This window comes from Geothermobacter hydrogeniphilus (genome assembly GCF_002898515.1).
Lineage (GTDB): Bacteria > Desulfobacterota > Desulfuromonadia > Desulfuromonadales > Geothermobacteraceae > Geothermobacter_A.
On sequence record NZ_PPFX01000003.1, the window covers coordinates 13,685 to 39,384 of the forward strand.

Sequence of the window (25,700 nt, forward strand, 5' to 3'; positions counted from 1 at the left end):
TCAGCCATGTCCGGGCGGCCGGGGAATCAGCAGCGGCACCCGGTCGCGATAGTTGAGGTAGTCGTCCCTGAAGCGCTTCACCAGCAGGCGTTCCTCCCGCCGGCGCAGAAATCGCAGCTGCAGAACGATAAACAGCGGATAAGAAAGCAGCAGCATCCCCCATGAGCGGCAACCGAGAACGACCCCCAGAGCGGCGAGGTCATAACCGAACCACATCGGGTGCCGACACCAGGCGTAGATCCCCTCGGTCACCAGTCTTTTCGGCGGCGCCTGCGGAGCCGGGGTACCATCACCCCAGCGGGCAAAATCACGGGTCGCCCGACCAATAATCCAGACGCCGCAGGTGACCAGCAGGGCTACGGCGACCAAGGTCGCGGACCGGTACGGCCAGCGCAGCCGGCCCAGCAGCCAATCGACCAGCAGGCCGCCACCGATGACCGCCGCCGGCAGCCACAGCCAGTAAAGCAGGGCGGCCCGCAGCTGGAAGGAGAAAATCTCTTTCTTCCAGTATCCCATATCAGTGCCTTTCACGCGGAGCGGACACCACCAGGCCGACTCAAGTCGGCCCGCAAACGGGGGGATTGTGGTCTGCGGCCCCCCATTTGTCAACTGCCCCGGTGGTGTATCCTGTTGTGGCCGGGTATGCTTGCAGCATGGGATACCGACTCCGCAACCAGTCCACAGTGAATCAGCGTCCCGGCAGGCTGCTGGCCGTCGGCGATATCCATGGCTGCGATCTGCTGCTGCGCGAGCTGCTGGCGCAGGTGAAACCGACGGAGAAAGACCAACTGGTCTTTCTCGGCGACTACATCGACCGCGGCAGCGGCAGCCGCCGGGTCATCGAACAGCTGCTGGCGCTGCGCCGAACCTTCCCGCAGACCGTCTTTCTCAAGGGCAACCACGAACAGATGCTGCTTGCCTACCTGGCCGGCAACGATGAAGCTCTCGATTTCCTGGCCAACGGTGGCGGCCGAACCCTGGAGAACTACCGGACGGCAGGTCGACTCAGCATCCCCGAAGAGCATCTCGACTTCTTTACCGCCCTGCGCAACCGTTACGAAACGGAGGATTTCATCTTCGTTCACGCCGGCCTGCGACCGGGGATTCCGAGCGACCGGCAGAGCGAGGCCGATCTGCTCTGGATCCGCTCCGACTTCCTCGACAGCGACTACGACTGGGGCAAAACCGTGGTCTTCGGCCACACGCCGCAGCCCAGTCCGATCATGACAGCGACCCGCATCGGCCTGGATACCGGGGCCGTCTATGGACGGCAGCTGAGCTGTTGCGATGTCCTGACCCGCAGGCTCTGGAGTGCCGGCTAGACAGCAGGCTGATGAAAAACGTCCATCTGCGGTGTTGCCCTTCCCCCGCGTCAACGACGTACCTTCCGGTACGCCTTATGCCGCGGGGCTGCGGACGCCTTGCATCTGGACATTTTTGCTCAGTCTGGGGGAACCTGACGTTTCAGCACCCGGTTAATCTCCGGTGACCGGGCGCCGCAGCAGATCGCCAGCGACGGTTCCGGCCGGCAGCTGCAGCCACACCCGGAAATTGGCATGGGCCGCGGACAGGGATTCGCCGTCCTCGGTCTCGATCCGCTCCAGCACCAGGGTCTGCTGCCGCATCCGCGGACCGATCACCTCGATCTGCTCCCCGACCCGGAACCGGTTGCGTCCCTCCACCAAGGCGCGCCCGTTCGGGTCGGCCGACAACACCACGGCAACGAAATCGCAGGCCCGCCGGTAGCGGCTCTCCCCCGCTTCGACCACCGGGTCCTCGCGGGCAAAGAGAAAACCGCTGTCGTAGGGACGATGACTGACCTTGTCCAGTTCCTCCAGCCAGAGCGGATCGCAGCGCCAGCCCTCCGGATCGGCCTGCCAGGCATCCAGCGCCCGGCGGTAGACGCGGGTCACCGCCGCGACATAATAGCGGCTCTTCATCCGCCCCTCGATCTTCAGGCTGTCCACTCCAGCAGCCAGCAGTGCCGGCAGATGTTCAACCAGCCGCAGGTCGCGGCTGTTGAACAGATAGGTTCCCCGCTCATCCTCTTCGATCGCGTGATATTCTCCCGGTCGCAACTCCTCCTCCAGCCGGTAGGACCAGCGGCAGGGCTGAGCACAGGCGCCGCGATTGGCACTGCGCCCGGTCAGCGCCGCCGACAGCAGACAGCGTCCCGACCAGGCGACACACATGGCGCCATGGACAAAGGCCTCCAGCTCAAGGGCGGTTCCGGCCCGGATGGCGCGGATGTCGTCGAGCGACAACTCCCGCGCCAGGTTGACCCGGCTGACCCCCGCGGCCTGCCAGAAACGGACGGCGGCGGCATTGGCGGTATTGGCCTGGGTTGACAGATGGATCTCGCGCCGCGGGTCGAGCTGCCGGACCAGGGCCAGCACCCCCGGATCAGCGACGATATAGGCATCCAGGTCGAGGGGACGCAATTCTTCGAGATAGGCCTGCAGGTGCGGCCATTCACGGGTACGTGGGGTGGCGTTGAGAGTCAGGTAGAGCCGCACACCATGCTCGGAACAGAGCCGGCGGGCCTGACGCAGCTGATCAAGATCGAAATTCCCGGCCTGCGACCTGAGACCGTATCCGGGGCCGCCAAGGTACACGGCATCGGCGCCGAAATAGATGGCGCTGGCCAACTTCTGCGGATCGCCGGCCGGCGCCAGCAGTTCAATCCTCTTCATTCCCTCATGTCCCTTGAATCTGAATACTGTCCATTCTCGGTCAGGCGGGACAAAGCTTACCACAGCCAGTCCCGTTTATGGCACCCTTGTTGCTTGACAAGACCCATAAAAGCCTATAGTTTTTAGTGAATTTTGATTAAGGGAGGATAGCTGCCGGTACCCCCGGACGGCTTTCAGCTGATGTTGCGCCTGCGTTATTTTCTACCTCTTTTGCTGCTGACCGCCTGCGCCCCCACGGCGGGCGTTGCTCCGACCGCTGTCCCTTCGACGGACATTGACCAGATACGACAGCTGCAGTCAACTCTGCAGAACCGGCTGACCGAACTGGAGAACCGTTTGACCCTGGTTGAGAATCAGCTTGACAAACAGCGGCAGCAACCCGACCGGCCCCGAAGCAGCACCGAAATGGGCACCGGAGACGGTCAAATCACGGAATCAAAACCGCCGACGGCTCCCCGGCAGACGACGGACGACACCGGCAACGAGCAGACGCCGACCGCTCTCTACCTGCGCGCCTTTTCCGCTTACGCGGCAGGCCGTTACGCCGAGGCCATTGATGACTTTCGCCAGTTTCTCGATCTTTATCCACGCAATCCCTTTGCCGGCAACGCGCAGTTCTGGCTTGGGGAATGCTATTATCGGAAGCATCTGCTGAAACGGGCCGTCGACGAATTTGCAAAAGTCGTCTCGATCGACCCGTCCGGCAAAAAGGCGCCGGACGCCCTGTTGCGCATGGTCGCTGTTTACCGGGAACTGGACCGACCGATCATGGCCGAACAGACCCTGCAGCAACTGCTGACGGATTATCCGGACAGTGCCGCCGCCCGCAAGGCCGGCACCCGCTGACCGACACGGCGGACGAAACCCTGCTGCGACGACAACAATTCGACCGATCTGATCTCTTGCTTTGGTCCATTCCTCTTCAAGGACAGGCATTCAAGGGGGTTTGCATGAAAAAATCGCTACTGTTGATTCTGTCTCTGCTGCTTCTGCTGCCGGCCCTGGCCGCAGCCGGCGGGAGCCCGGCCACCCGCACCTACGTGATAAAAAAGGGGGATACCCTGTGGGGCATTTCCCAACGTTTTATCAAGGACCCCTACTACTGGCCCAATCTCTGGTCCAACAATCCTTTCATCACCAATCCGCACCTGATCTACCCGGGGCAGAAGGTCGCCATCTACGACGGCAGGATCGAACTGGTTCCCGAATTCCCCGAACCGGACAAGCCGGCGACCCAACCCGCCGCGAAGAAGGAAACTCCGGCGGAGCCGACCGCGGCCACACCCCAGGCAAACCAACCGCTGCCTGAAGTCCAGGAAACCATCACCATCCGCACCATGGGAGGCGCCGAGGGCTTCGTCGGTCTCGACCAGATCGACAATGCCGGCACCCTCATCGACGCCACCGACAACCGCCTGCTGATGGCCGCCGGCGACACCGTTTTCTGCGATATGAAGAACCTCGCCGACACCCACCCGGGCGACACCTTCTCCCTGGTTGAAGTCGGCAAGGAGGTTCTTCACCCGATCACCGGAGAGCCGGTCGGACGCCAGATCGCCGAAACCGGGGCGCTGGAAGTGATCAGCGTCAACAATTCGGTGGCAACCGCCCGCATCATCAGCTCCAACCGGGAAATCCATCGCTCCAACCTGCTGATCCCCTTCAGCGCGCCGTTGCTTGAGGTTGAACTCAAACGCTCCGACAAACCGATTGAAGGTGTCATCATCTCGGCCAAGGAGAACAAGATCGGTATCGGCCAGCACGACATCATCTATCTCGATCTCGGCACCGCCGACGGGCTGCAGATCGGCAACATGGTCAACATCAGTCGCAAGCGCAAGCCATCCGAATTCATTGTCAAGAAAACCGAGGTCGAACTTCCTGATGTTCTGCTCGGCGCGGCGGTGGTCCTGACCACCGAGGAGCACACCTCCTCGGCCCTGGTCCTCAAGAGCGTGGAGACCCTGCTGCGCGGCGACAAGGTAACCACGGTCACCGAGTAGACGCCGAACGTTTGTACAACATTTTGAAAAAGGGGTTGAAGCCGCCAGGCTTCAATCCTTTTTTTCCTCTATCGCCCGAACCTGGAAGGTTTCGGCCCTCTATGGATGGAGACGCCGATGGACATTGGCAGCAGAGAAGACTGGCTGCGGCTGCACCTGATTGCCGGGCTCGGCAGGCAGGGACTGTTCAAGCTGATACGCTGCTACGGCAGCCCGGCGGCTGCCCTGGCCGCCGACCCGGCCGAGTGGCGCACGGCCGCGGGAGTGCGCCGTGACCTGCGCCTGGCGCGACAACAGGTCGATCATACCCGCCTTGAAGCCACCCTGAAACAGCTTGAATCTCTCAACGTGGAACTGGTTTCCTACTGGGACCGGCATCGCTACCCGACGGCTCTGCGTACCATCGCCGACCCACCGGCGCTGCTTTACCTGCGCGGGCAACTGGGCAGCGACGAGGCCGCCCTGGCGGTGGTCGGCTCACGCAAGGCCTCGGGGCCCGGTCGACGCTTTACGGAACAGATCGCTTCCGAACTGGCGGCCGCCGGAATCTGTATCGTCAGCGGCCTGGCGCGCGGTATCGACACCGCCGCCCATCGTGGCGCCCTGGCGGTCGGAGGACGGACCATCGCCGTCCTCGGCTGCGGCATCGACCGCGTCTACCCCCCGGAAAATGATGCCCTGTTCCAGCAGATCGCCGAGCAGGGGGCCATCCTCTCGGAATACCCGCCCGGGGCGGAACCTTTGGCCGGACATTTCCCGGGCCGCAACCGCATCATCAGCGGCCTCTGCCGCGGCGTCCTGGTGGTCGAGGCGGCCACCGGCAGCGGCTCGCTGCTGACCGTCGACTTTGCCCTCGAATCGGGGCGGGAGGTCTTCGCCGTCCCCAACCAGGTGCGGACGGCAACCAGCAACGGCGTCAACCAGCTGCTCAAGGACGGGGCCCACGTGGTGACCGACAGCCGCGACATCCTTGAGGTTCTCTGGCCACACATCCGATCCGGCGAAAGTTCTTCCCGAACAGGAGAGGATCTTCCGGACATGCCGGAGCAGCAGCACAAGCTATTGAAACTGCTGAGTTTTAATCCGATTCATCGCGACCAGCTGTTGCGGACAAGTGGCTTGACACCCATGGAGCTTTCCGATAGTTTACTGCACCTAGAACTGTCCGGACACGCAACCCAGCTGCCCGGCGGTCATTACGTCCGCGCCCGCTGAGCCAGGCGCGGCCAACCGATGGAGCAAGAAACGCCTGTGCGGGACCGGGTCCTGGCTATTGTCAGTCTAATCGCCCAGTATGTCATGGAAGAGCCCGAACTCTTCAACGAACGTGACATCGTCGAGCAACTGCTCGAAGAAGGGTTCGAAGCCGAGGAGATCGATGCGGCCTTCAGCTGGATGGAGCGTCTTTCATTTGTCGATGAAAGACGGCCCGGCGACCTCGGCCTGAGCGAGCCGACCTACCGCGTCTTTACCGGTGAAGAGACCCAACAGATATCCTGCGAAGCCCGCGGGTTCCTGGTTCGGCTGCGGGCTCTCGGCATCCTCAACGACGATCTGCAGGAAGAGATCATTGACAAAGCCGTGCAGTTGAGCGAAGACGAGGTCAGCCTCAAGGAAATCAAGGCACTCACCGCCCTGACCCTCTTCAGCCGCTCCCAGGCCAACTGGCAACGGGAAGTCGACTGCTTCATGGAAGACGACTGGTCGCGACTCTATCATTGACCTGACGACAGCCGGCTGCGGATGACACCGCAGCCTTTTTGCTTCCGGCCCGCGAGACCGCCACAACACACAGAGATCATCATGGCCAAGACCCTCGTTATAGTTGAATCCCCCGCCAAAGCCAAAACCATCGAGAAATTCCTCGGTGCGGGCTACAAGGTACTGGCATCCTACGGGCATGTTCGCGCCCTGCCGAGCAAGCAGGGATCGGTCGATATCGACAACGACTTCGAACCGCGCTACCACGTTCTGCCGGAGAGCAGCAAGCACATCAGTACCCTGAAGAAGGAACTCAAGGGCGTCGATGAACTGATTCTCGCGACAGACCCCGACCGCGAAGGAGAAGCGATCGCCTGGCACCTGCTGCAGGCCCTCGGCATCGATCCGGAAAAGCGCAAACCGGTGGTCAAACGGGTCACCTTTCACGAAATCACCAGGGGCGCCATCCAGCAGGCACTGGCCGAACCGGGCGAAATCTCGCGCGAACTGGTCGATGCCCAGCAGGCGCGTTCCATCCTCGACTACCTGGTTGGCTTCAATCTCTCACCCTTCCTGTGGAAGAAGATCCGCTACGGCCTCTCCGCGGGGCGCGTGCAATCGGTCGCGCTACGACTGATCTGTGAGCGGGAAAAAGAGATCAACGCCTTCAAAAGTGATGAATACTGGACCATCGAAGCCGACCTGAACAGCGACACCGGAAAGCCGTTCAAGGCCAGGCTGGCCGCCATCGACGGCAAGAAGCTGACCAAACTGGCCATCGGCAACGAACAGCAGGCCAAAGAACTTGTCACTGAGCTGGAACGACAGAGCTACCGGGTGGCCGGGCTGCAGGTCAAACAGAAAAAGCGCAACCCTTCCCCCCCCTTCACCACCAGCACCCTGCAGCAGGAGGCGAGCCGCAAGCTCGGCTTCTCGGCCCGCAAGACAATGCAGGTTGCCCAGAAGCTGTACGAGGGGATCGATATCGGTGAAGGGGCCATCGGCCTGATCACCTACATGCGAACCGACTCGGTGGTTCTGTCGAAGGTCGCCACCGACGAAGCGCGCGAGCTGGTGACTGAACGTTTCGGGCGTGAATACGCACTGGCCAAGCCCCGCGTTTTCCGCAACAAGGCCAAGAACGCCCAGGAAGCGCACGAAGCGGTGCGGCCGACCAGCCTCAAGCGAACCCCGGAAGAGCTGCGCAGTAAACTGAGCCCCGACCAGTACAAACTCTACCGGTTGATCTGGCTGCGCACCATGGCCTCGCAGATGGCCGCCGCCATCCTCGACGCCACCAGCGTCGATATCAGTGCCGGCGACCGCTTCCAACTGCGCGCCAGTGGACAGGTGGTGCGTTTCCCGGGCTTCATGCAGCTTTACACCGAAGGCCGGGACGAGCCGGAGGAGGAATCGGGCATTCTTCCGCCGCTGGCGGAACAGGAAAAACTCGACCTGCTTAAGCTCAGGCCGGAACAGCACTTCACCCAGCCGCCCCCGCGCTTTACAGAGGCAACGCTGGTCAAGACCCTGGAGGAAAACGGCATCGGACGCCCCTCCACTTACGCCAGCATCATCCAGACCCTGGCCAACCGCAAGTATGTCCGGCTGGAAAAGCGCACCTTCTTCCCCGAAGACATCGGCATGGTGGTCAGCGACCTGCTGGCCAGGCATTTTGAAAAATATGTCGACTATGACTTCACCGCGAAGATGGAGGAGGATCTCGACGCCATCTCCCGCGGTGAACAGCAATGGCGTCCGGTTCTGCGCCAGTTCTGGGAACCCTTCATCAGCCTGCTGCGACAGAAGGAGCAGGAAGTCAACAAAGATGATGTCACCACCGAGAAAACCGGACAGGAATGCCCCGAGTGTGGCAAGGAACTGGTGATCAAGCTCGGTCGACGCGGCAAGTTCCTCGCCTGCAGCGGTTTCCCCGACTGCCGCCACACCCAGCCGTTGAAGAACGGTTCAGAGCAGGAGCCGGAAGAACCGGAGTACTCGGACCAGAACTGCGACAAGTGCGGCGCCAGGATGCTGATCAAACAGGGGCGCTACGGCAAGTTCCTCGCCTGCAGCGCCTATCCCGCATGCAAAAACATCCAGCCGCTGGTCAAACCGAAGGCCCTGGACATTCCCTGCCCTGAGTGCGGCGAAGGGGAGATGATGGAAAAGAAGAGCCGCTACGGCAAAATCTTCTATTCCTGCAACCGTTACCCCAAGTGCAAGTATGCCCTCTGGAATCCACCTAAAGCCGAGGCCTGTCCCAAGTGCAGCTGGCCCCTGACCGAGATCAAGACCACCAAGCGTTACGGGACCGTCCGCAGGTGTCCGCAGGAAAACTGCGATTTCGAGGAAACCCTGGTGCCGCCGGAGAAACCGGTCTCGACGAAAAAGAAGACCACCGCCAAAAAAGCGACCACCGCAAAAAAAGCCAGGTAAGGGCCGGATTCACCTCCCTCATGAAAACGCATCCGATCACTGTTATCGGCGCCGGTCTGGCGGGCTGCGAAGCAGCCTGGCAGATCGCGCGGCACGGCCTGCCGGTCGTGCTCAAAGAAATGAAGCCGGAGCGCATGAGCCCGGCTCATCACTCCCCGCTGTTCTGTGAACTGGTCTGCTCCAACAGCCTGCGCGGCACGCAGCTGAGCAACGCCGTCGGTCTGCTCAAGGAGGAGATGCGCCGTCTGCGGAGCCTCTTCATCCTCACTGCCGACCGCCACGCGGTTCCTGCCGGGGGCGCCCTCGCCGTCGCCCGCGACGATTTTGCCGCCGACATCACCGAAGCCGTCCGCAGCCATCCGCTGATCGAAGTCGTTACCGGCGAAGTGACCGAACTGCCGAACGAAGGATGGACCATTGTCGCCAGCGGGCCGCTCACCTCGACGGCGCTGAGCGACGCGATTGCCCGTCTGACCGGCACCGAGCAGCTCTATTTCTATGATGCCATCGCCCCGATCGTCGAGGCCGGATCGATTGACATGTCGATCGCCTGGCGCGCCTCACGCTATGGTCGCGGCGAGGACGACTACATCAACTGCCCCCTGAACGAAACCGAATACCGGCAATTCGTCGCTGAACTGCGTCGGGCCGAGAAGGTTCCCGCCCGGGATTTTGAAAAACTGATCCATTTCGAGGGCTGCATGCCGATCGAGGAGATGGCCGAACGGGGCGAGATGACCCTCGCCTTCGGCCCCCTCAAGCCGGTCGGCCTGCCCGACCCGCGCACCGGACGGGAACCCTTCGCCGTGTTGCAGTTGCGCCAGGATGACCGCCACGGCCAACTCTACAACATGGTCGGCTGCCAGACCAAGCTGACCTACCCCGAGCAGCGGCGGATTTTCCGCAGCCTGCCGGGACTGCAGCAGGCCGAGTTCGCCCGGCTCGGCAGCATGCATCGCAACACCTTTCTCAACGCCCCGCGCTGCCTGACCCCGACCCTGCAGTTCAGGAAAGCCGAACACCTGCTGTTCGCCGGCCAGATCACCGGTGTCGAGGGCTATGTCGAATCAGCCGCCTGCGGCTTCCTCGCCGGCTGCTTCGCCGCCCGCCTGGCACGTGGTGAAGAGGTCCCGCTGCCGCCGGAAACAACCGGGTTCGGCGCCCTGCTGGCCCATCTGCGACATGCCGCCGACAACCCTTTCCAGCCATCCAACATCAACTACGGCCTCTTTCCCCCACTTGCGCAACGCATCCGCAAACGCAGTGAGAAACGACTCGCCCTGGCCGAACGCGCCCTGCGGGACCTGCAGGCCTGGTGGGCCGAAATCGATCCCGAGCGATCCTCCTGAACAACATTTTTCTCCTGATTTCAGGCAACTGCTTGTTGAATAAGACTTTTTCCTTTATCATTAGCCATAGGCCGGTGATTTAATCACTGGTCAAGCCTTGATCTGACTCCGGTCCCCTGCCGACTGCCACCGGCAAACCGGTATCCTGTCTTCAACAGGTTGCGACCCGCTATGGCTGACAATATTCTGTTCACTGCAGACCCGGTCGAACTGCTCGACACCCTGCGCGAATTCTCTTTCCTGCAGCCCTATAATCTGGCTGTTTTTTCCGAACGGGAAGGGCTGATCGCGTTTCGTGGAGAAAAAAACCGGATGTGCGGCACCTTCGGCGAGAACTGGCTCTGCCTCGAGGGTTGCGACAAGAATTACAAACAGGAAATCGATCGCGCCGTCAGCGAACGCAAGGCTCGGATTTTCAACTGCTCCAGCGGATTGCTCAATTTCGTCCTCCCCTTCCAGGACCGCGAGCAGCACATCCACTACCTGCTCGCCGGCGGTATCCGGGACCAGGCCACCGACCTCGAACACCTGGAAACCATTATTCGTGACCGCCAGATCAACGGCATCTATTTTCTTGAACAGTGGGAGCAGCTGCCAAGCACCACGCGTCTCGCGGTCAAGGATGTTATTGACAATATCTACGGAGTGCTGCCGCTGATCGGCGATAACAATTACTACGCCCGGGTCTACGAACGCACGGTCGATCTCATCAATACCATCTCCGACCTGGGTCCGGAAATCGACCGGGCTGAAACGGTCGATGATGTCATCCAGCTGCTCAGCGAAACCCTGACGGTGTTGTTCAATATCCCCCGCATCGCGATCCTCTACCCGCAGGGCAACAAGCGCCAGCTGATTCTCAAAGGCCTGCTCGGACTGGACAACGGCGCCGCCATCCGCCTGGGGGCAAAGAGTTCCGGGGCCCTGATGCAGCGCAAGGGTGAGCGATCCCTGGTGCTGCGCGGCAAACAACTGAAGAACCTTTTTCCCTATCTCGATGCCGAACACCTGAGCTGTCTGCCGCTGCTGGTCGACAATAAACTGATCGGCTTTCTCGCTCTCTTCGACCACGAACTCTCCCAACGCGACCTGATGATCATCGAGCTGCTCTGCAGCCGCATCGCCGGCAAACTGCTGCGTCTGCGCCGGCGCCGCAACCGGGAGCAGGAAAACCAGCGCTCCCGGCAGCTGCTCGATATGGTCAGCCGTCTCGCGCAACTGGAAAATTCCCAGCATTTCTACCAGGGACTGGTCGAGATGGCGACCGATCTGCTCGATGCCGGCAAGGGCTCGCTGATGCTGCTCGACGACCGCCGGGAAAAGCTCGCCATCGTCGCCTCCATCGGTATGAACCGCCAACTGGCGCGCAACATGAAACTACTCAAGGGACAGGGGATCGCCGGCCGGGTAATGATCACCGGCAGCCCGATGCTGGTCCACGATATTGAACAGGATCAACGTGTAAGCATCGACAAACGTCCTCGTTTCGCGACGCAATCCTTTCTCTGCCTGCCCTTCCGCAGTGAAAATGAAATCATCGGTGTCCTCAACCTGAGCGACAAGAACAACGGCAGCGCCTTCACCGTTGCCGACCTGAAAACGGTCGAACCGCTGCTCGAACATGCCGGCAGCCTGGTGCGACGCGCCGGCACCCTGGAACGCGCCAGCCTGCTTGAGGAACTTTCCTCCTGCGACAGCCTGACCGGACTGCACAATCGGCGCTTCCTCGACCAGCGGCTGGACGAGGAACTGAACCGCAGTTCACGCCAGAAGCTGGAATTTTCGGTGCTGCTGCTCGATATCGACCACTTCAAGAACTACAACGATCACTGCGGCCACCTGGCCGGCGACAAGGCCCTGAAAAAACTCTCGCATCTGCTGCGTCGTTCCGCTCGGGAGATGGATTCCGTCACCCGCTTCGGCGGCGAGGAATTCTGTATTCTGCTGCCGGAAACCGGGCGCGAACCGGCCCGCATGGTTGCCGAACGCATCCGCCACGGCATCGAACGGGAACCCTTCTACCAGGAAGAGGTGCTGCCCGGCGGCCGTCTCACCATCAGTATCGGCATTTCCAGCTACCCGGCCGACGGCGACAGCGCCGAGGCGCTGCTCGAAGCCGCCGACCGCGCCCTCTACCAGGCCAAGGACAACGGCCGCAATCGCATTCAGTTGTTCGAACCCACCCTGCGCCAGCAGCGCATTGTTTTCATCTGATTCTTTCCCTTTTTCACAGTCTTGATGGCGTCGCAAAAACTCAGCAGCTTCGTTACTGCGATTGTCTCACTGCTTCGACGTACGTAAGTACGCCTCATTGCTCGACAATCGCGCGCCTTGCTGCCGGCGCTTTTTGCTTAGCCAACAACATCTTTGCTTTCTTGCGAAAGCAATCAACCTTGTCTGAAAACGCGGTTGCGGCTACAATCGCCATTCCCATCACCGAATTGAGTTCGCTATGCAGCAGAAAAACAATGATCAGCAGCCTGAACTGGTTCTCGCTTCCGCCTCCCCGCGGCGACGGGAACTCCTCCAGCGGGTCGGCCTGAATTTCGCCGTCGTCCCGAGTACCGCGCCGGAGGACGAAATCCCCGGGGAATCCCCCGAACAGCATGTCATCCGCCTCAGCGAAGCCAAGGCCCGCGAGGTCGCCGGCCGCGCCGACCAGCCTGGACGTTATTTCATCGGCAGCGACACCATTGTCCTGCACGACGACGCCATTCTCGGCAAGCCGGCCAACGCCGGACAGGCCGCCGCCATGCTGCGCGCCCTGTCCGGCCGGCGCCATCGGGTCCTGTCCGGATTCGCGGTGGTCGATCGCGCTTCCGGCAAATGCTACAGCGGCGCGGTCAGCACCAACGTCTTGTTCAAACAACTTACGGAGGCGGAAATCAGCGGCTACATCACCACCGGCGAACCCTTCGACAAGGCCGGCGGCTACGCCATCCAGGGGATCGGCACGTTCATGGTCCGGGCCATCGAGGGCAGCTACAGCAATGTCGTCGGTCTGCCGCTGGCCGAACTGCTCGACCTGCTCGAAGAGATCGGCGCCGCCACCCCCTTTCCGCAAGCGGAGATATCGACATGACCATCGCCGCCAACCTCAAAGACATCCGGCAGCAGATCGAGGCCGCCTGCCGACGCTGCGGACGCGATTCCCGTGACATCAGGCTGGTTGCCGTCAGCAAGAAAAAACCCGCCGCCGCCATCGAAGCTGCTTTCATGGCCGGCCAGAAGCTGTTCGGCGAAAGCTATGTCCAGGAATTCTGTGACAAGCAGGAACAGATCGACCAGCCGCTCGAATGGCATTTCATCGGCGGGCTGCAAAGCAATAAGGTCAAGTACCTGCGCGGCAAAACCGCGCTGATCCACTCCGTTGACCGGCTCTCCCTGGCCCGGGAGATCAGCCGCCAGTGGCAGAAGATCGGGCAGCGCGCAGACATCCTGCTGCAGTTCAACCTCGGCCGCGAAGCGAGCAAGAGCGGAGCCGACGAGAACCAGGCGCTCGAACTGGCCAGGGCGGTCAGCGAACTGCCGGGACTGCAGATCCGCGGACTGATGACCCTGCCCCCCTGGGATGAGGATCCGGAACGGGTGCGGCCCTACTTCCGCCGGCTGTGCGAGCTGGCCGCCGAGATCGAAGCGGCCGGGCTGCCCGATGTCCGCATGGAGGAACTTTCCATGGGCATGAGCCACGATTTCGAGGTTGCCATCGAGGAAGGAGCGACCCTGATCCGTGTCGGGACGGCCATTTTCGGAGCGCGGAACTCATAGAAATGAACTGCTTCGGCCGAATTCAAACCGCTCGTCTGCTCCGCTGATCATGGGCCGCCTGCGGCAACGCGACATCGCGCTGTTTTTCTTTCCGCTGCTGCTCAACGTGCAGCTGATGAGCATCTCCCACACCGTCATCAACGGCGCCCTGGCGCGACTGGAAGACTACGTCACGGCACTGGCCGGTTTTTCGGTGGCGATGGTGATCCATCTCTTCATCGCCTCGCCGTCCTACCAGAACCACACCGTCGCCATCGCCATGGTCAGGGGACGCCGGTCGCTCAAGGCGGTGCTGCTGTTCGTGCTGCTGGTCGCCGCCTACGTGTCCCTGATGCTGTCACTGATCGCCTTCACGCCGCTCGGCAACCTGGTGCTGGAGAGAATCCTCAGCACTCCGCCACAGATCGCCGAGGAGACCCGCAGGACCCTTCGACTGCTGGTGCTGCTGCCCCTGTTCACCGGGCTGCGCGGCCTCTTCCAGGGGCTGGTGATCCAGGCGCGCCGCACATCCCTGGTCTCTCTGGCCACCGGGGTGCGGGTCGGCTTCCTGTTGCTGCTGCTCACCTTGGGAAGCAGCTGGTTCTCAGGCGCCGCGCTCGGGGCCTTTGCCCTGGTCGGCTGTATCATGATTGAGACCCTGCTGATGGGCTTGTTCGCCTGGCAGGTTCACCTGCCCCGAGACGAGGAGGCAGTAGAGGACTCCACCGGCAGCATCCTGCGCTACGCCTTCCCTCTCGCCTGGTCCTCCTGCCTGCAGCAGACCGTGCCATTGCTGATCAACGCCATCATCAGCCGCCTGCCGGACGCGCCCCTGGCACTGGCGGCCTTCGGCGTCATCCGCGGATTCCTGTTCCTGCTCGCCGGCCCGATGCGCAACCTGCAGCAGGCCTACCTGACCCTGGTCCGCGGGGATGAAGACAGAGCGGTACTGGTCCGCTTCCACCTGCTGCTGGCCATCGGCATGGGCGCGCTGATCCTGCTGGTCACCGGGCCCTTGAGCGCGACCGTCCTCGGCGGCTGGCTGGGTGTCGCCGATCGGCTGCGCAGCTACATCACCTGGCCGCTGGCCGCCTGCGGCATCTTCCCGTTGCTGTACGGCACCACCAACCTGCTGCGCGGCTGGTTCGCCGGCGCCCGACAGACCGCCCGTCTCGGACATTCCACGCTGCTGAAGGGTTTCTTCATCCTGCTGCTCTGGCCATTGATCCTCTGGCTGCGGCCGCCGCTTTCCGGCATCGGCGTCGCGATCATGCTGCTGATCGCGGCCGAAATTCTGGAAACCGTCTATCTTGCCCGGCAGCGGTCAAAACTCGGCAGCGGGGTTGAGCATCTGGTCCCGAGGTAGGGGACAGGTTCGAGGTGAAAGATGGGAGATGGGAGGCCGGCATGGTCGTGCCGGTCCCGATCTTCAGCGCGCACCCAACAGCTGCAGCAGCACGCCGACGGCGGCGTCCCCGGCGGCCTCTTCGGCGGCACCGAACCAGCTGACCTCGATCTGTCGGGCGGGAACCTTGAAGATGTAGAGCAACCGCGAGCGAACCGCGTCGACCCGCCTGCGGGCCAACTTCAGATCGGCCCGGGTGCCGCGCGAGACTCCCTGGATTTTCAGTTTCCGTGCCGGGTTCTTCTTCAGCGCCGCGGCCAGATCGGCGATCGCCTCCGTCCCCCCTTCAGGCGTAGTGCCATCGGGCTGGTAACGCAGGGGCACCCGCTTGAGAACCGTCTGCGACACGGCCCGGCGAGGAGCCGGCTTCACAGCGACAGGCTGGAGACGGACCGCCCGCTGCCGGGATTCGCCGCTGCGGGCGGACGCCGCCGGACGCGGTGCCCCTCCCCCGGCAAAGGCCTCCGTGGACACGAACGCGATGTCAACCCGACGATTCCGGGCTCGTCCCGCCTTGCTGCCGTTGGCGGCGAGCGGCCGGGAGGAATCGAGCCAGGCGATGCCGATCCGCCCCTTGGCAATCCCGTACTCGTTGACCAGCAGGTCACGCACCGCCGCGGCGCGGTCATGAGAAAGGCGGATATTGAGGGAACGGGGACCCGTGTCGTCGGTGTGCCCGGCGAAGGCAATCCTGATCCGGGGGTGGCTCTTCAGCTCCCCCGCCAGGCGGGCGATGACCGCCCGGTCGCGCGGGGTGACCCGCGCCGAATTCAGACCGAAATGAACCTGGAATCCCGCCAGGTTGACCGCCCCGAAACCGACCGACGGCACCAGCAGTCCGAGACAGCAGCCGATAAGTATCCAAGATCGCAACATGAAATGAATCCTCCCCAGTCTATTTTCATACCGTGACCGACCCTTCAGGACGGCAGGCAACGGTCCTCAGGGTAACACACCAAATGTCCGCAATTCATGAAAAATCAGATTCCGCTATGATGGAGAGATGAAGGAGAAAAAACACCCCTGTCCCGACTGCCGCATGTGCCAGTGGTGTTCGGATGACCGTTGCCGGCTCTGCCTGAAGAGCGGAACCGGCTGCCGCAAAAAACTCTCGGTCGCCGAACAGATTGCGCTGTTCGAGGCGGTCAACCGCAAGAGCGATCCGCAGAAGGAGGTCGACTGATCTCTGTAAAAAGGAGGACGATCCGCGACCAGCCCCCTGCCCGGTTCGGGTTTTTATTTTTGTTTCCTTCTGAGAAATGCTAGCATTTAACTGTTTTTCATATAGATTCCATACCAGAGTCCACCAGAACATTTCCCGTTTTCAGGAGCAAGTTTATGGACAAATTCATTGAAGAGCACCGTAATGCCATCAGGCAGTTGGCGATTAAGCGTGGCGCCTTGCGGGTGCGTCTTTTTGGCTCACTGGCGCGGGGGGACGGGGGGCCACAAAGTGATGTTGACCTTCTGGTTGATCTGGAAGAAGGACGTTCGGCCCTGGCCCTGGGCGGGATACTGATGGATCTTCAGGAACTTTTGGGGCGACGGGTCGATGTGGTCACGCCGGCAGCCCTGCACCCCGACATCAGAAAGAAGGTTCTGGAACAGGCGGTGGACCTATGACGCGGGAACGGGACACTATCCTTCTCAAGCATATGCTTGAGTGCATCAGCCGCATTCAAAGGTATACCGGTGGCAAACGGCAGGATTTTTTCGACTCCGAGCTTATTCAGGACGCGGTGGTCAGAAACCTCCAGACCCTGGCTGAATCGAGTCAGCAGCTCAGTGACGAATGCAAAGCTGTCCGCCCCGACATAGACTGGCGGGCCATATCGGGGTTTCGCAATATTCTGGTCCGCGATTATCTCGGCCTCGACCTCAAGCTGATCTGGCTGGTGGTGGAAAAGGAACTCCCGACTTTGCGGGCCGCGCTTGAGGACATGCGGACGGGCTGATAGAACCGCTCCGTCGGCAAACTCTATCTTCCCCGACTCACCCACTCAGTCCGTCATTTAAGACCGCCCCCGCTACAAGGCTTCAAACCTGCCCGGCTCAGAGCTTTTATTTTGCCGCTGGCGTGAGAAAATGATAACTTTAGAAAAGTTATCTCAATGTAATTGCAGTGACTTTTGCGGGGAGGGCTCGCAATGTCCAGTGCGAAAAAAAGTACAGCCTCTTGGGGCAGCTACTGCAACCTGCGAGGCCAATTTGTAATTGATAGCAAACCAGCCCCCTCTGACACCCCCGCCTTCTACGTGTTCACCGATGATGTTGCCTTCTCCAATCCAAGTGCCGTCGGCACCGTTGTGGCGGCTCGTAACACCAACGGCCGGGAATCGTAGCTTGTCGAGGGGACCCGGACCAGCTACGCACAGTGGCAGGAGCAGAAGATCGACCAAGCAACGCAGTTGGCTCCGGTCAACGATGACGCCTAGGGACAGACATGAGCAAGTACAGTGACTTGACCAAAGAGCAGCTGATTGCCTTGCTCGAACGCCGAGAGCGCGAGGCTGCCTATGGGCTTGTCTGGGAGCGAGATGAGATCGAGCCCGACAGGCACCTCAACGACGACTTTGTAGCCTTGGACCTCGACAAGGACCTCTCGCAGGGGGACGCACCCTACCAGAATCTGATCATCGAAGGGGACAACTTCGATGCCCTGCGTTACCTGCGCATGACCCACTCCGGCAAGGTCAAGTGCATCTACATTGATCCTCCCTACAACACCGGCAACCGCGACTTCGTCTACAATGATCGCTTCTTCGACAACACCAACCGCTTCCGGCACTCGACATGGCTGGAGTTCATGTACCAGCGGCTGATGCTGGCCAGAGAGCTTCTTCACCCTGAAGGAGTGATCTTCGTCTCCATTGATGATAATGAGTTATTCCCCCTTGGGCTGTTGATGACTCGAATTTTTGGTGAGAACTCAAAACTAGGAGTCCTTGTCTGGAGATCCCGGAAATCTGCTGACAGCAGAAATAAAACTGGTCTATCCATAGATCATGAATACATTCTAGCCTTCGGAAGGAGAATCCAGGGGGAGCCAGTTGATCTAGGGAAATTTAGCAAACAGGACAACATTTCATACCCTACTCTTCGAAAATTTCCCATTCTGGGAACATTTTTTATGGAACTTTTCCGGGAACACGTATATACTTTCCATGAACCGCATCATTGCCAAAAGAACACTGCGTGAATTCTGGAAAAGCCATCCCGACTCCGAGGAGGCCCTGAAGTCCTGGCATGCCGAGGCCAAAGCCGCCAACTGGCAGAACCCGGCAGAGATCAAGGCCCAGTACCGCAGCGCCAGCGTCCTCAAGGATAGTCGGGTCGTCTTCAATATCTGCGGCAACAAGTACCGCCTGATCGTCAAGATCAACTATGCGGCGTCGATCGTCCTGATCCGCTTTATCGGCACCCACAAAGAATACGATGCCATTGACGCGGAGACCGTGTGATGAAACCGAAAGTCATCAAAAACGAAACCGAATACCAAGCAACCCTGGAACGTATCAACGAGCTGATGGATGCCGAGCCGGGCACCGAGGCCTTCGACGAGCTTGAGCTGCTGGCCATACTGGCCGACAACTACGAGAACGAAGCGCACCCGATTGAGCTGCCCGATCCGATTGCGGCGATTCGCTTTCGCATGGATCAGGCCGGGCTCAAGCAGAAGGATCTGGTGCCGCTGATCGGCAGCCGCAGCAAGGTGTCTGAGGTTCTGTCCGGAAAGCGGACCCTGAGCCTTGCCATGATGCGCAACCTGCATCGGGAACTGGGGATTCCGGCGGAGGTTCTGCTGCAGGAACCCGGGGCAAAGATCACCTCACCCCTGGAGGGGGTGGAGTGGGAGCGATTCCCGATGAAAGAGCTTCTCGGGCGAAACTGGATTGCCGGTTTCAAGGGGTCCCTTTCAGAAGCCAAGGAAAAAGCGGAAGAGATCCTGAGCGTCTGGGCATCCCCCTTGGGGGAAGGTGCGCTTGAGCCCGCCCTGCTCCGGCAGCATGTTCGTGCCGGCGGCACAGCCGATGGCTACGCGCTGACGGCCTGGAAAATCCGCGTATCTCTGCTGGCCCTTGAACAGGAGTTGCCGCGCTACAAACCCGGCACCGTCACCCGGGACTTCGTCCGCGACCTCGTAAGACTCAGCTACCTGGATAACGGACCGCTCCTTGCACAGGAATATCTACACAAAAACGGCATCCATTTCGTGGTCGAACCACACCTGCCCCACACCCACCTGGACGGTGCCGCGATCCGCCTGCCCGACGGCTCCCCTCTCGTCGCCCTGACCCTGCGCCACGACCGCCTCGACAACTTCTGGTTCACCCTGTGCCACGAACTGGCCCACGTGGCGCTACACTTCGACGACCAGGAAAGTATCGTCTTTTTCGACGATCTCGATCAGCAGCAGGTCGACGCCCTCGAAACCGACGCGGACCATTGGGCCGTCGAGACATTGATCCCGGCGGAGGCCTGGAACGCTGCGGGGCTCTGCCGGGATCCAAAACCCGCCAGGGTTCGTGCTTTCGCGGCAGTCCACCGGATCAGTCCCGTCATCCCTGCAGGCAGGGTTAGACGAGAGACGGGCAATTACCGGCTTTTCGGAAGTTATATAGCCCAACAGAAGGTGAGATACCTCTGGAAAATCAGCTGACACACTCGTTCGGAAAGACTGAAGAGCTCTCCATGGGAAGGGAGTCGTGGGTTCGCTCTGACTGCAGGGCCATCTTTGGCACACCGGCGAGGCTCAGGACTGAAACTCCATCTAAAAAACCAGTTGCATCATCCGGATAAACGGATAGAATAGCGGACATGCGTGAATATGCCCGTTTCTTCAAGGCTCTCTCCGACCCGACCCGGCTGCGGATCCTGCTGCTGCTCTCGCGTGGCGAACTTTCGGTCGGCGATTTGACCCGCAGTTTGAAACTGCCGCAGTCGACGGTGTCGCGCCACCTCGCCTACCTGCGCAGCGCCGGTTGGGTGGATGATCGCCGCGACGGGGTCAGAGTCATCTATCAGCTGGTCAAATCGGGCATCGACATGCAGCGCCGGCTGCTGTTCCTGCTGGAAAAGGAACTCTACGACCTGCCGGTGGTGCAGCAGGACTTCAAGGCGCGGGACAACCTCAAGCAGCCGCAACCAGCGCGGCAGGCCTCCACGACCGGAGTCCTGCCGGACCGCTCCTACCGCTGAACAGCCCCCTCCTGCCGACCTGTCCTCACTGCACTTTTCAGCTCCCACGAATCCACTGATTCAGGATTCCGGCCGGCGGGTTCAGTCACCACCGGCAATGGCGCGGTCGATCGACAGCGCTCCGCCGCCTTTTATCAGCAGGGCAACGGCGATACCGAGGGCCAGCAGGTGGTACTCGAAACCCTCGCCTTTCTGGTTGCCGAGCCAGTTCATGAAAAAACCGTTCTGCCAGTGAACCATGGCAATCGCCCCGGCCATCACCGCCGCCACCCCGAGAGCGCCGAGGCGGGTCAGGAAACCGACGATCAGTCCCAGGGCGCCGAGAGACTCAGCCAGGATCACCAGCACAGCGACCGCGCCGGGCAGCCCCATTGTGGCGGTGAAGAAACCGTAAGTGCCGGAAAAACCATGACCGCCGAACAGACCAAGGGTCTTCTGCAAGCCGTGCGGCAAGATGACGATGCCGAGGGTCAGTCTGAGCAGCAGCAGGATTATATCATCGCGTGTATGAAGGCATTTTCTCCACATCTGTCTTTCCTTTCAAAAATAGTTTCAACCTGATTCAGGTTAATTTCGAACCATCTGCCGAACGAAAATTCAGTCGCCGACTCCCAACTTTCGGCAGAGGCGCCGCAGCGTCTCCTGGTCTTCGGCACTGAGAACGGCCAGGCGCTGTTTAATGCCGGCGACCTGACGCGGCATGATGCGGGCGATCAGTTCCCGCCCGGAATCGGTCAACGCAACACTGTAATAACGCCGGTCTTCCGCCTGGCGCCGTCGTTTAACCAAACCGCGCTTCTCCAGGTTGTCAACCACGGTGGTCACGTTGCCGCCGCTTCTGAGAAGCTTTCTGCCAATGTCCCGCTGACAAAGCGGTCCGAGATGGTAAAGCGCCTCCAGAGTGCCGAACTGACCGACCGTCAATTTTTCCGCGGCAAGATGACGCGTAGTGTCAGCGGAAACCACTTCGCTGCAGCGCAACAGGTTGATATAGGTATTGAGTGCCCGTCGTTCAGATGTTGTTCCCGGATACTTCGTCGCCATAGCCAATTCTATGTCAAATGGTTTAAATTTAAACTATCAGCACCATGAAGCGGCTGTCAAGCCCCCCCGCACCATCAGGCGGAAAACATTTCAGTTCCTGGTATGAACGAACATCACCTGCCGGGAGTGAATTCTTCGTTGGTTTTAACCGAGTCAGCGCCGATGTCACTGCCGCCAAGCAGGTAGATCTTGCCCCACGGCCGCTGCCGCGGATTCAGACATAGATCAAGAAACACGACTACAGCCCTGGATTTGACCTGAATCAGTGGGTTCATGGCGGAGGAAGAGTGCAAGAGCTTGATCTGGATGCGATTTTTAAAAATCTGAGGCGCACCCTTAGGTTCGCCGGTGATTTCTGGAAAGTGCAGACGGATTAATGACTTGTGCTATTCACCGGCAATGAATTCACTGATTCAGGTTTGAAAAAATCGTTCGGAGGGAGACGGAGACCCAGGGGAAATTCTCAGTCGCCCGAGGGGTCAACCCGGGCGGCCAGATCGAAAAACAGTTCCCGATCGAGGATGAGCGCCAGGCCGTCCGTTTTGCGGCGGCGACCGATGGCGACAATCCAGTTTTTCCATTCGGCGGGGAAAACATCCGCCGCATCGGTGATCAGTTCGGCGGACAACTCCTCGACGGCATCCACCGAATCAACCGAAAAGGCGACCTGCGCACCCTCATGCTCCAGGATCACGGCAACCTGCCTTCGGGTCTGCTCCCTTATGGCCTGTCGAAACTCGGCGAACAGCCTGATCATGTCGGAGAGTTCGAGTTCTCTGGTCTGCTCGATGAGGGTGTAGGCGGCCTCGAATTCACCGACGACCTCGTACTTTTTAACCTTTTCGGCAATCGCGTGGATGGTTCGGTGAGGAGTATCGAATTTTCGCAACAGACCCTGCAGCACCAGGTCATCGGTGGTGTAGGAATCGTACCACTTGCCGAAGGCGCACTTGCGCGGGTCGGTCGCCAGGGAAAATTCACGTTGTTCCTTGACCGACAGTTCCAACTGATCAAGCCAGTTGCGATGATCATCTTCCCGCTGATCAATCAGCGAGCAGAGACTTTCGGCCGTCTCGGCAATCGACTTTCTGCCGAGCAGGACGCGAAAGTCGACCAGGGGAACAATCTGCCCGCGGTGATTGATCGTTCCGGAGAGAAATTTGTCAGCGCCGGGAAGCCTGGTCAGCGGCGGCATCGCCACCATGTCGTGGACATCCAGCGCGTTGATCGCAAAACTGTTTTGGTCAATTTTAACCACGATCCACAACTGGTTGCCGAATTCAACCTGCTGACGACAGGCGGTTTGCACAGACATGAGGGCTCCCCGGTATCAAGATTCAGACAATGAATATCCTATAACCTCTATCGACAACTGGACCTGAAAGTTTAGATTCTGCCGATCGTCACTTGAATCAAGGTATTTCCCGCCGGCATGAACCCACGGATTCAGGTGATGGTGTTACGGGACAGGTCACTGCAGCAGCAATGCCGGATCAAAACCGATACGGATCGCGCCCCAGTGGCGGCCGTCAATCTCCACCGGCAGGGAAAGGTCGCTGAGAATTTCCCCGGTATCCCGCATGTAGGTCTGCAGCAGGAAAGGTTCACGATTGCGGGCGCTGCGAAGACCGGTCGGGTCATCGAACAGCCGCTTGTCGCGACTGTTGACCAGGTCGGTCTCCGCATCCCCGGACAGGGGTTGCGCAAACATGCTGTTATGGGTCGGAGCATAGCCATTGCCATCGACCCAGATGGCGTAGATCCCGCCCGCAAGCCCTGCCAGTTCCCGGTCGTAGATTTCCCTCACCCGGCGATCAAAGTGGCGATCGTAACGGGTCGTGTATTTCTGCGGATCGGTGCCGGCGATGGGCTGGTAGACGGCATCAAAGATATCCACCCCTTGCCGCGCCAGGCTATCCAGCCAGTTGCGGGCCCGCGCCTGAAAACCACGGGCACGTTGCAGCAACTCTTCAAAGGCGCCGGTGCCGGTGCGGAAAGTCGCCATCAGCTGCTGCATATCCTCGCTGGTACGCTGCAGATCAACCGCCACCGACCGTGACTGCTCCATCTGCCCGACGACCGCCCGGCTCAGCTCGCCGATCTCGCCAACCCGGGCGTGGACCTGCTGATTGGCCGATGCCACCTCTTCGACCGAAGCGGTAATTTCGGCCAGTCGCGCGTGGTTGGCCTCGAACTCTTCGATCATGCCCTGAAAACTGGAGCGGGCCCGACCGGAAACCTCCATGGTCTGCTCGGCGAACCGGTTGATGCCGTCAGCCTCCGTCAGCGCGGTATCAATATTGGTCAGCATATCGGTAATCTGCGTCGCGATCTGTTCGCTTGCCCGGTTGGCCTCCTCGGCCAGTTTCTTCACCTCTCCCGCCACCACCGAGAAGCCTTTGCCGGCCTGTCCGGCGCGCGCCGCTTCGATGGCGGCATTGAGAGCCAGCAGACCGGTCTGGAAGGAGATCCCCTGAATCAGGCCGATGATCTTGCCGATATCACGCGACATGTCCCCCATTTCCTGAATGGTCGCATCATGCTTCTGGACCCTCTCCAGCATCTCTTCCATGCTGCCGCTGAGCTGTTGAAAATCATCAAAGGTGGCACGCGCGGTTTCCAGGCTGTGAGACGTGGTGGCGGCAATCTGCCGGGTGTTGTCGGAAATACCGGCGAGAGCCCCGGTCGCTTCCCGACTGCGACTGAAAATAGCCTGTGCCAGCTGTTCCTGGCTGTCCGCCTTGCCGGCGGTATCGGCAACCCGGTTGACGACCTTGGCCGATCCGATGGCAATGTTGACGCCCATCTGGCGCAAAGAAAGGACTGTCTCCCGCAGTCGGCGGATGAAAGCATTGTAGTTGTCCGCCAGGTCGTGAAACTCGTCACAGGTCGGAACCGTAAGCCGGGATTCCAGGTCGGCATCCCCTTCACACATGGAACTCAGCTGCCGGTTGAGACGATGGACCGGGCGCACAAAAAGAAAACAGAGAAACAGCAGGCTGCCGATCATGCAGAGGATGGACAGGCCGGCCATCGCCAGCACCGTCTCCTTCAGAGACAGCCCCAGGGCCCCGACCACGCCTGACCAGGTCACGATCACCAACAGCAGCTGCAGGAAAATCAGGAAGGAAAAATTGCCCACCAGTTTACGGGTCAGGGTATTGAAAAAGGAATTTTCCAAGGTTTTATAAAGGGACATGAAAAAGCTCACGACGGCCTCCGGCAGGAACGCGAAACCAAACAGGATGCTTTCCGTATCGACCGAAACGATCGGGAACTTGAGGTATACTTGCTCGGGACTGAAGAGCCGTTTATCCCGACGGCATCGCCTTCCGGTCCCAGAGGAGAAAGGAAGCGACCATGCCAACCACCAACATGTTGCCGTGCCTGCTGCTGGCCGTCAGTATCATCTTCAACCCCGGAAACCTGCGGGCCGGGTGGTGGGAAAACGGGCAGAAGCTGCTGGAAAATGTAACGGCGCCGCAAGGAAAACCGGCGCTGACCGAAGCAGAAATCGGTTCGGGACTGAAAGAAGCCTTGCGGATCGGCAGCAAGCGGGTGGTTGACCAGCTCGGCGCAGCCGACGGTTTCAACGGCGACGAGGCCATCCACATCCCCCTGCCGCCGGAACTGGAAAAGGTCGACAGCGCCCTGACGGTGATCGGCATGGGCAGGATGACCGAAGATCTCGAACTGCAGCTCAACCGTGCCGCCGAAGCGGCCACGCCGAAGGCGAAAGCCCTGTTCAGCCAGGCCATCCGGGAGATGACTATCGATGACGTGATGGCAATCTACAACGGGCCCGAGGATGCGGCGACCCGCTATTTCAAGGGAAAAATGTCGGCGCCGCTGGCCGAGGAAATGCGCCCGGTGGTCGCTGACAGCCTGGCCGAAGTCGGCGCCATCCGCAGCTACGACAGCGCCCTGGGCGAATACCGCAACCTCCCCTTCGTCCCCGATATTCATGCCGACCTGACCGGCTGGGTGGTGGAGAAAGGACTGGACGGAATCTTCTACTACCTGGCCAAAGAGGAAGCCGCCATCCGCGCCGACCCGGCCCGGCGCACCACCGAACTGCTGCAGAAGGTGTTCGGCGGAGGGAACTGAATCCGGCCGGCAA

At 60.5% G+C, this 25,700-nt stretch carries 28 protein-coding genes; 20 read left to right on the forward strand and 8 right to left on the reverse strand.

All coding sequences use genetic code 11. The features are described from left to right. A complete protein-coding gene (locus C2E25_RS02005) occupies nucleotides 1-516 on the reverse strand; it encodes a methyltransferase family protein (protein ID WP_103114122.1) in 516 nt (171 codons plus the stop codon). A 137-nt stretch (nucleotides 517-653) separates the two neighbouring features. Here C2E25_RS02005 and C2E25_RS02010 point away from each other — a divergent pair, with 137 nt between their 5' ends. Then, nucleotides 654-1,322: a metallophosphoesterase family protein gene (locus tag C2E25_RS02010; RefSeq protein ID WP_103114123.1), complete on the forward strand. Its 669-nt coding sequence runs from the start codon at nucleotides 654-656 to the stop codon at nucleotides 1,320-1,322. A gap of 153 nt (nucleotides 1,323-1,475) precedes the next feature. Here the strand turns inward: C2E25_RS02010 and C2E25_RS02015 are convergent, their stop codons facing one another. Further along, nucleotides 1,476-2,693, reverse strand: coding sequence for a peptidase U32 family protein (locus C2E25_RS02015; protein ID WP_103114124.1), 1,218 nt, complete (start codon nucleotides 2,691-2,693; stop codon nucleotides 1,476-1,478). A gap of 180 nt (nucleotides 2,694-2,873) precedes the next feature. Between C2E25_RS02015 and ybgF the strand changes: the two genes are divergently transcribed. The 10 genes from ybgF to C2E25_RS02065 all read left to right on the forward strand — a co-directional run bounded on the left by ybgF (nucleotide 2,874) and on the right by C2E25_RS02065 (nucleotide 15,298). Continuing rightward, a complete protein-coding gene (ybgF, locus tag C2E25_RS02020; RefSeq protein ID WP_103114125.1) occupies nucleotides 2,874-3,539 on the forward strand; it encodes a tol-pal system protein YbgF in 666 nt (221 codons plus the stop codon). A 104-nt stretch (nucleotides 3,540-3,643) separates the two neighbouring features. Then, complete coding sequence (locus C2E25_RS02025; protein WP_103114126.1) at nucleotides 3,644-4,696, forward strand: LysM peptidoglycan-binding domain-containing protein; 1,053 nt, start codon at nucleotides 3,644-3,646, stop codon at nucleotides 4,694-4,696. Between the two features lie 117 nt (nucleotides 4,697-4,813). Then, nucleotides 4,814-5,911 carry a DNA-processing protein DprA gene (gene dprA, locus C2E25_RS02030; protein WP_158247089.1) on the forward strand — a complete coding sequence of 366 codons (1,098 nt, stop codon included), beginning with the start codon at nucleotides 4,814-4,816 and terminating at the stop codon, nucleotides 5,909-5,911. Between the two features lie 18 nt (nucleotides 5,912-5,929). Further along, a complete protein-coding gene (locus tag C2E25_RS02035; protein ID WP_103114128.1) occupies nucleotides 5,930-6,418 on the forward strand; it encodes a DUF494 family protein in 489 nt (162 codons plus the stop codon). 81 nt (nucleotides 6,419-6,499) lie between these two features. Beyond that, a complete protein-coding gene (gene topA / locus C2E25_RS02040) occupies nucleotides 6,500-8,836 on the forward strand; it encodes a type I DNA topoisomerase (RefSeq protein WP_103114129.1) in 2,337 nt (778 codons plus the stop codon). 20 nt (nucleotides 8,837-8,856) lie between these two features. Further along, nucleotides 8,857-10,185: a methylenetetrahydrofolate--tRNA-(uracil(54)-C(5))-methyltransferase (FADH(2)-oxidizing) TrmFO gene (gene trmFO / locus C2E25_RS02045; RefSeq protein WP_103114130.1), complete on the forward strand. Its 1,329-nt coding sequence runs from the start codon at nucleotides 8,857-8,859 to the stop codon at nucleotides 10,183-10,185. 171 nt (nucleotides 10,186-10,356) lie between these two features. Beyond that, nucleotides 10,357-12,399 (forward strand): sensor domain-containing diguanylate cyclase, encoded by a 2,043-nt coding sequence (locus C2E25_RS02050; protein WP_103114131.1) that lies wholly within the window; start codon nucleotides 10,357-10,359, stop codon nucleotides 12,397-12,399. Nucleotides 12,400-12,637: 238 nt separating this feature from the next. Next, nucleotides 12,638-13,267, forward strand: a complete 630-nt coding sequence (locus C2E25_RS02055; RefSeq protein ID WP_103114132.1) for a Maf family protein — start codon at nucleotides 12,638-12,640, stop codon at nucleotides 13,265-13,267. After that, complete coding sequence (locus C2E25_RS02060) at nucleotides 13,264-13,953, forward strand: YggS family pyridoxal phosphate-dependent enzyme (RefSeq protein WP_103114133.1); 690 nt, start codon at nucleotides 13,264-13,266, stop codon at nucleotides 13,951-13,953. Before C2E25_RS02055 ends, C2E25_RS02060 begins: the two co-directional genes overlap by 4 nt. Nucleotides 13,954-14,002: 49 nt before the next feature. Continuing rightward, nucleotides 14,003-15,298, forward strand: coding sequence for a hypothetical protein (locus C2E25_RS02065; protein WP_103114134.1), 1,296 nt, complete (start codon nucleotides 14,003-14,005; stop codon nucleotides 15,296-15,298). Nucleotides 15,299-15,361: 63 nt separating this feature from the next. Here C2E25_RS02065 and C2E25_RS02070 read toward each other — a convergent pair whose 3' ends face one another. Further along, nucleotides 15,362-16,213: an OmpA family protein gene (locus C2E25_RS02070; RefSeq protein ID WP_103114135.1), complete on the reverse strand. Its 852-nt coding sequence runs from the start codon at nucleotides 16,211-16,213 to the stop codon at nucleotides 15,362-15,364. Nucleotides 16,214-16,340: 127 nt separating this feature from the next. Here C2E25_RS02070 and C2E25_RS02075 point away from each other — a divergent pair, with 127 nt between their 5' ends. The 8 genes from C2E25_RS02075 to C2E25_RS02105 all read left to right on the forward strand — a co-directional run bounded on the left by C2E25_RS02075 (nucleotide 16,341) and on the right by C2E25_RS02105 (nucleotide 20,536). Beyond that, on the forward strand, nucleotides 16,341-16,520 hold the full coding sequence (locus C2E25_RS02075; RefSeq protein WP_103114136.1) for a hypothetical protein: 180 nt from the start codon (nucleotides 16,341-16,343) through the stop codon (nucleotides 16,518-16,520). Nucleotides 16,521-16,675: 155 nt separating this feature from the next. Beyond that, a complete protein-coding gene (locus tag C2E25_RS02080) occupies nucleotides 16,676-16,960 on the forward strand; it encodes a nucleotidyltransferase family protein (RefSeq protein ID WP_103114137.1) in 285 nt (94 codons plus the stop codon). Beyond that, nucleotides 16,957-17,292, forward strand: coding sequence for a DUF86 domain-containing protein (locus C2E25_RS02085; protein WP_103114138.1), 336 nt, complete (start codon nucleotides 16,957-16,959; stop codon nucleotides 17,290-17,292). The genes C2E25_RS02080 and C2E25_RS02085 overlap by 4 nt, the downstream gene beginning before the upstream one ends. A gap of 192 nt (nucleotides 17,293-17,484) precedes the next feature. Beyond that, entirely contained in the window at nucleotides 17,485-17,679 is a 195-nt protein-coding gene (locus tag C2E25_RS17240; protein ID WP_146032877.1) for a DUF4357 domain-containing protein, read from the forward strand. Between the two features lie 101 nt (nucleotides 17,680-17,780). After that, a complete protein-coding gene (locus C2E25_RS02090) occupies nucleotides 17,781-18,536 on the forward strand; it encodes a DNA methyltransferase (RefSeq protein WP_103114139.1) in 756 nt (251 codons plus the stop codon). Beyond that, nucleotides 18,502-18,798 (forward strand): type II toxin-antitoxin system HigB family toxin, encoded by a 297-nt coding sequence (locus C2E25_RS02095; protein ID WP_103114140.1) that lies wholly within the window; start codon nucleotides 18,502-18,504, stop codon nucleotides 18,796-18,798. Before C2E25_RS02090 ends, C2E25_RS02095 begins: the two co-directional genes overlap by 35 nt. Further along, the gene (locus C2E25_RS02100) at nucleotides 18,798-19,997 is read left to right on the forward strand and encodes an ImmA/IrrE family metallo-endopeptidase (RefSeq protein ID WP_103114141.1); all 1,200 of its coding nucleotides are present in this window, start codon (nucleotides 18,798-18,800) and stop codon (nucleotides 19,995-19,997) included. Before C2E25_RS02095 ends, C2E25_RS02100 begins: the two co-directional genes overlap by 1 nt. 158 nt (nucleotides 19,998-20,155) lie before the next feature. Continuing rightward, nucleotides 20,156-20,536, forward strand: a complete 381-nt coding sequence (locus C2E25_RS02105; protein WP_103114142.1) for an ArsR/SmtB family transcription factor — start codon at nucleotides 20,156-20,158, stop codon at nucleotides 20,534-20,536. 81 nt (nucleotides 20,537-20,617) lie between these two features. Here the strand turns inward: C2E25_RS02105 and C2E25_RS02110 are convergent, their stop codons facing one another. From C2E25_RS02110 to C2E25_RS02125, 5 genes are all read right to left on the reverse strand, one after another. Further along, nucleotides 20,618-21,064, reverse strand: a complete 447-nt coding sequence (locus C2E25_RS02110; RefSeq protein ID WP_103114143.1) for a DoxX family protein — start codon at nucleotides 21,062-21,064, stop codon at nucleotides 20,618-20,620. 69 nt (nucleotides 21,065-21,133) lie between these two features. Then, nucleotides 21,134-21,580, reverse strand: a complete 447-nt coding sequence (locus C2E25_RS02115; protein WP_103114144.1) for a MarR family winged helix-turn-helix transcriptional regulator — start codon at nucleotides 21,578-21,580, stop codon at nucleotides 21,134-21,136. 113 nt (nucleotides 21,581-21,693) lie between these two features. Beyond that, nucleotides 21,694-21,816 carry a hypothetical protein gene (locus tag C2E25_RS17955; protein WP_269845092.1) on the reverse strand — a complete coding sequence of 41 codons (123 nt, stop codon included), beginning with the start codon at nucleotides 21,814-21,816 and terminating at the stop codon, nucleotides 21,694-21,696. 227 nt (nucleotides 21,817-22,043) lie between these two features. Then, nucleotides 22,044-22,895, reverse strand: coding sequence for a chemotaxis protein CheW (locus C2E25_RS02120; RefSeq protein ID WP_103114145.1), 852 nt, complete (start codon nucleotides 22,893-22,895; stop codon nucleotides 22,044-22,046). Between the two features lie 156 nt (nucleotides 22,896-23,051). Then, nucleotides 23,052-24,779, reverse strand: coding sequence for a methyl-accepting chemotaxis protein (locus C2E25_RS02125; RefSeq protein WP_146032878.1), 1,728 nt, complete (start codon nucleotides 24,777-24,779; stop codon nucleotides 23,052-23,054). A 161-nt stretch (nucleotides 24,780-24,940) separates the two neighbouring features. On the opposite strand from C2E25_RS02125, the gene C2E25_RS02130 reads away from it, so the two are divergent. Further along, nucleotides 24,941-25,687 carry a DUF4197 domain-containing protein gene (locus C2E25_RS02130; RefSeq protein ID WP_103114147.1) on the forward strand — a complete coding sequence of 249 codons (747 nt, stop codon included), beginning with the start codon at nucleotides 24,941-24,943 and terminating at the stop codon, nucleotides 25,685-25,687. Nucleotides 25,688-25,700 lie beyond the last annotated feature (13 nt).

What these genes read in the sequence shown, in the direction of transcription:
- C2E25_RS02005 (WP_103114122.1), bottom strand. Translation starts at nt 516, where the DNA reads ATGGGATACTGGAAGAAAGAGATTTTCTCCTTCCAGCTGCGGGCCGCC.
- C2E25_RS02010 (WP_103114123.1), top strand. Translation starts at nt 654, where the DNA reads ATGGGATACCGACTCCGCAACCAGTCCACAGTGAATCAGCGTCCCGGC.
- C2E25_RS02015 (WP_103114124.1), bottom strand. Translation starts at nt 2,693, where the DNA reads ATGAAGAGGATTGAACTGCTGGCGCCGGCCGGCGATCCGCAGAAGTTG.
- ybgF (WP_103114125.1), top strand. Translation starts at nt 2,874, where the DNA reads ATGTTGCGCCTGCGTTATTTTCTACCTCTTTTGCTGCTGACCGCCTGC.
- C2E25_RS02025 (WP_103114126.1), top strand. Translation starts at nt 3,644, where the DNA reads ATGAAAAAATCGCTACTGTTGATTCTGTCTCTGCTGCTTCTGCTGCCG.
- dprA (WP_158247089.1), top strand. Translation starts at nt 4,814, where the DNA reads ATGGACATTGGCAGCAGAGAAGACTGGCTGCGGCTGCACCTGATTGCC.
- C2E25_RS02035 (WP_103114128.1), top strand. Translation starts at nt 5,930, where the DNA reads ATGGAGCAAGAAACGCCTGTGCGGGACCGGGTCCTGGCTATTGTCAGT.
- topA (WP_103114129.1), top strand. Translation starts at nt 6,500, where the DNA reads ATGGCCAAGACCCTCGTTATAGTTGAATCCCCCGCCAAAGCCAAAACC.
- trmFO (WP_103114130.1), top strand. Translation starts at nt 8,857, where the DNA reads ATGAAAACGCATCCGATCACTGTTATCGGCGCCGGTCTGGCGGGCTGC.
- C2E25_RS02050 (WP_103114131.1), top strand. Translation starts at nt 10,357, where the DNA reads ATGGCTGACAATATTCTGTTCACTGCAGACCCGGTCGAACTGCTCGAC.
- C2E25_RS02055 (WP_103114132.1), top strand. Translation starts at nt 12,638, where the DNA reads ATGCAGCAGAAAAACAATGATCAGCAGCCTGAACTGGTTCTCGCTTCC.
- C2E25_RS02060 (WP_103114133.1), top strand. Translation starts at nt 13,264, where the DNA reads ATGACCATCGCCGCCAACCTCAAAGACATCCGGCAGCAGATCGAGGCC.
- C2E25_RS02065 (WP_103114134.1), top strand. Translation starts at nt 14,003, where the DNA reads ATGGGCCGCCTGCGGCAACGCGACATCGCGCTGTTTTTCTTTCCGCTG.
- C2E25_RS02070 (WP_103114135.1), bottom strand. Translation starts at nt 16,213, where the DNA reads ATGTTGCGATCTTGGATACTTATCGGCTGCTGTCTCGGACTGCTGGTG.
- C2E25_RS02075 (WP_103114136.1), top strand. Translation starts at nt 16,341, where the DNA reads ATGAAGGAGAAAAAACACCCCTGTCCCGACTGCCGCATGTGCCAGTGG.
- C2E25_RS02080 (WP_103114137.1), top strand. Translation starts at nt 16,676, where the DNA reads ATGGACAAATTCATTGAAGAGCACCGTAATGCCATCAGGCAGTTGGCG.
- C2E25_RS02085 (WP_103114138.1), top strand. Translation starts at nt 16,957, where the DNA reads ATGACGCGGGAACGGGACACTATCCTTCTCAAGCATATGCTTGAGTGC.
- C2E25_RS17240 (WP_146032877.1), top strand. Translation starts at nt 17,485, where the DNA reads ATGTCCAGTGCGAAAAAAAGTACAGCCTCTTGGGGCAGCTACTGCAAC.
- C2E25_RS02090 (WP_103114139.1), top strand. Translation starts at nt 17,781, where the DNA reads ATGAGCAAGTACAGTGACTTGACCAAAGAGCAGCTGATTGCCTTGCTC.
- C2E25_RS02095 (WP_103114140.1), top strand. Translation starts at nt 18,502, where the DNA reads ATGAACCGCATCATTGCCAAAAGAACACTGCGTGAATTCTGGAAAAGC.
- C2E25_RS02100 (WP_103114141.1), top strand. Translation starts at nt 18,798, where the DNA reads ATGAAACCGAAAGTCATCAAAAACGAAACCGAATACCAAGCAACCCTG.
- C2E25_RS02105 (WP_103114142.1), top strand. Translation starts at nt 20,156, where the DNA reads ATGCGTGAATATGCCCGTTTCTTCAAGGCTCTCTCCGACCCGACCCGG.
- C2E25_RS02110 (WP_103114143.1), bottom strand. Translation starts at nt 21,064, where the DNA reads ATGTGGAGAAAATGCCTTCATACACGCGATGATATAATCCTGCTGCTG.
- C2E25_RS02115 (WP_103114144.1), bottom strand. Translation starts at nt 21,580, where the DNA reads ATGGCGACGAAGTATCCGGGAACAACATCTGAACGACGGGCACTCAAT.
- C2E25_RS02120 (WP_103114145.1), bottom strand. Translation starts at nt 22,895, where the DNA reads ATGTCTGTGCAAACCGCCTGTCGTCAGCAGGTTGAATTCGGCAACCAG.
- C2E25_RS02125 (WP_146032878.1), bottom strand. Translation starts at nt 24,779, where the DNA reads ATGTCCCTTTATAAAACCTTGGAAAATTCCTTTTTCAATACCCTGACC.
- C2E25_RS02130 (WP_103114147.1), top strand. Translation starts at nt 24,941, where the DNA reads ATGCCAACCACCAACATGTTGCCGTGCCTGCTGCTGGCCGTCAGTATC.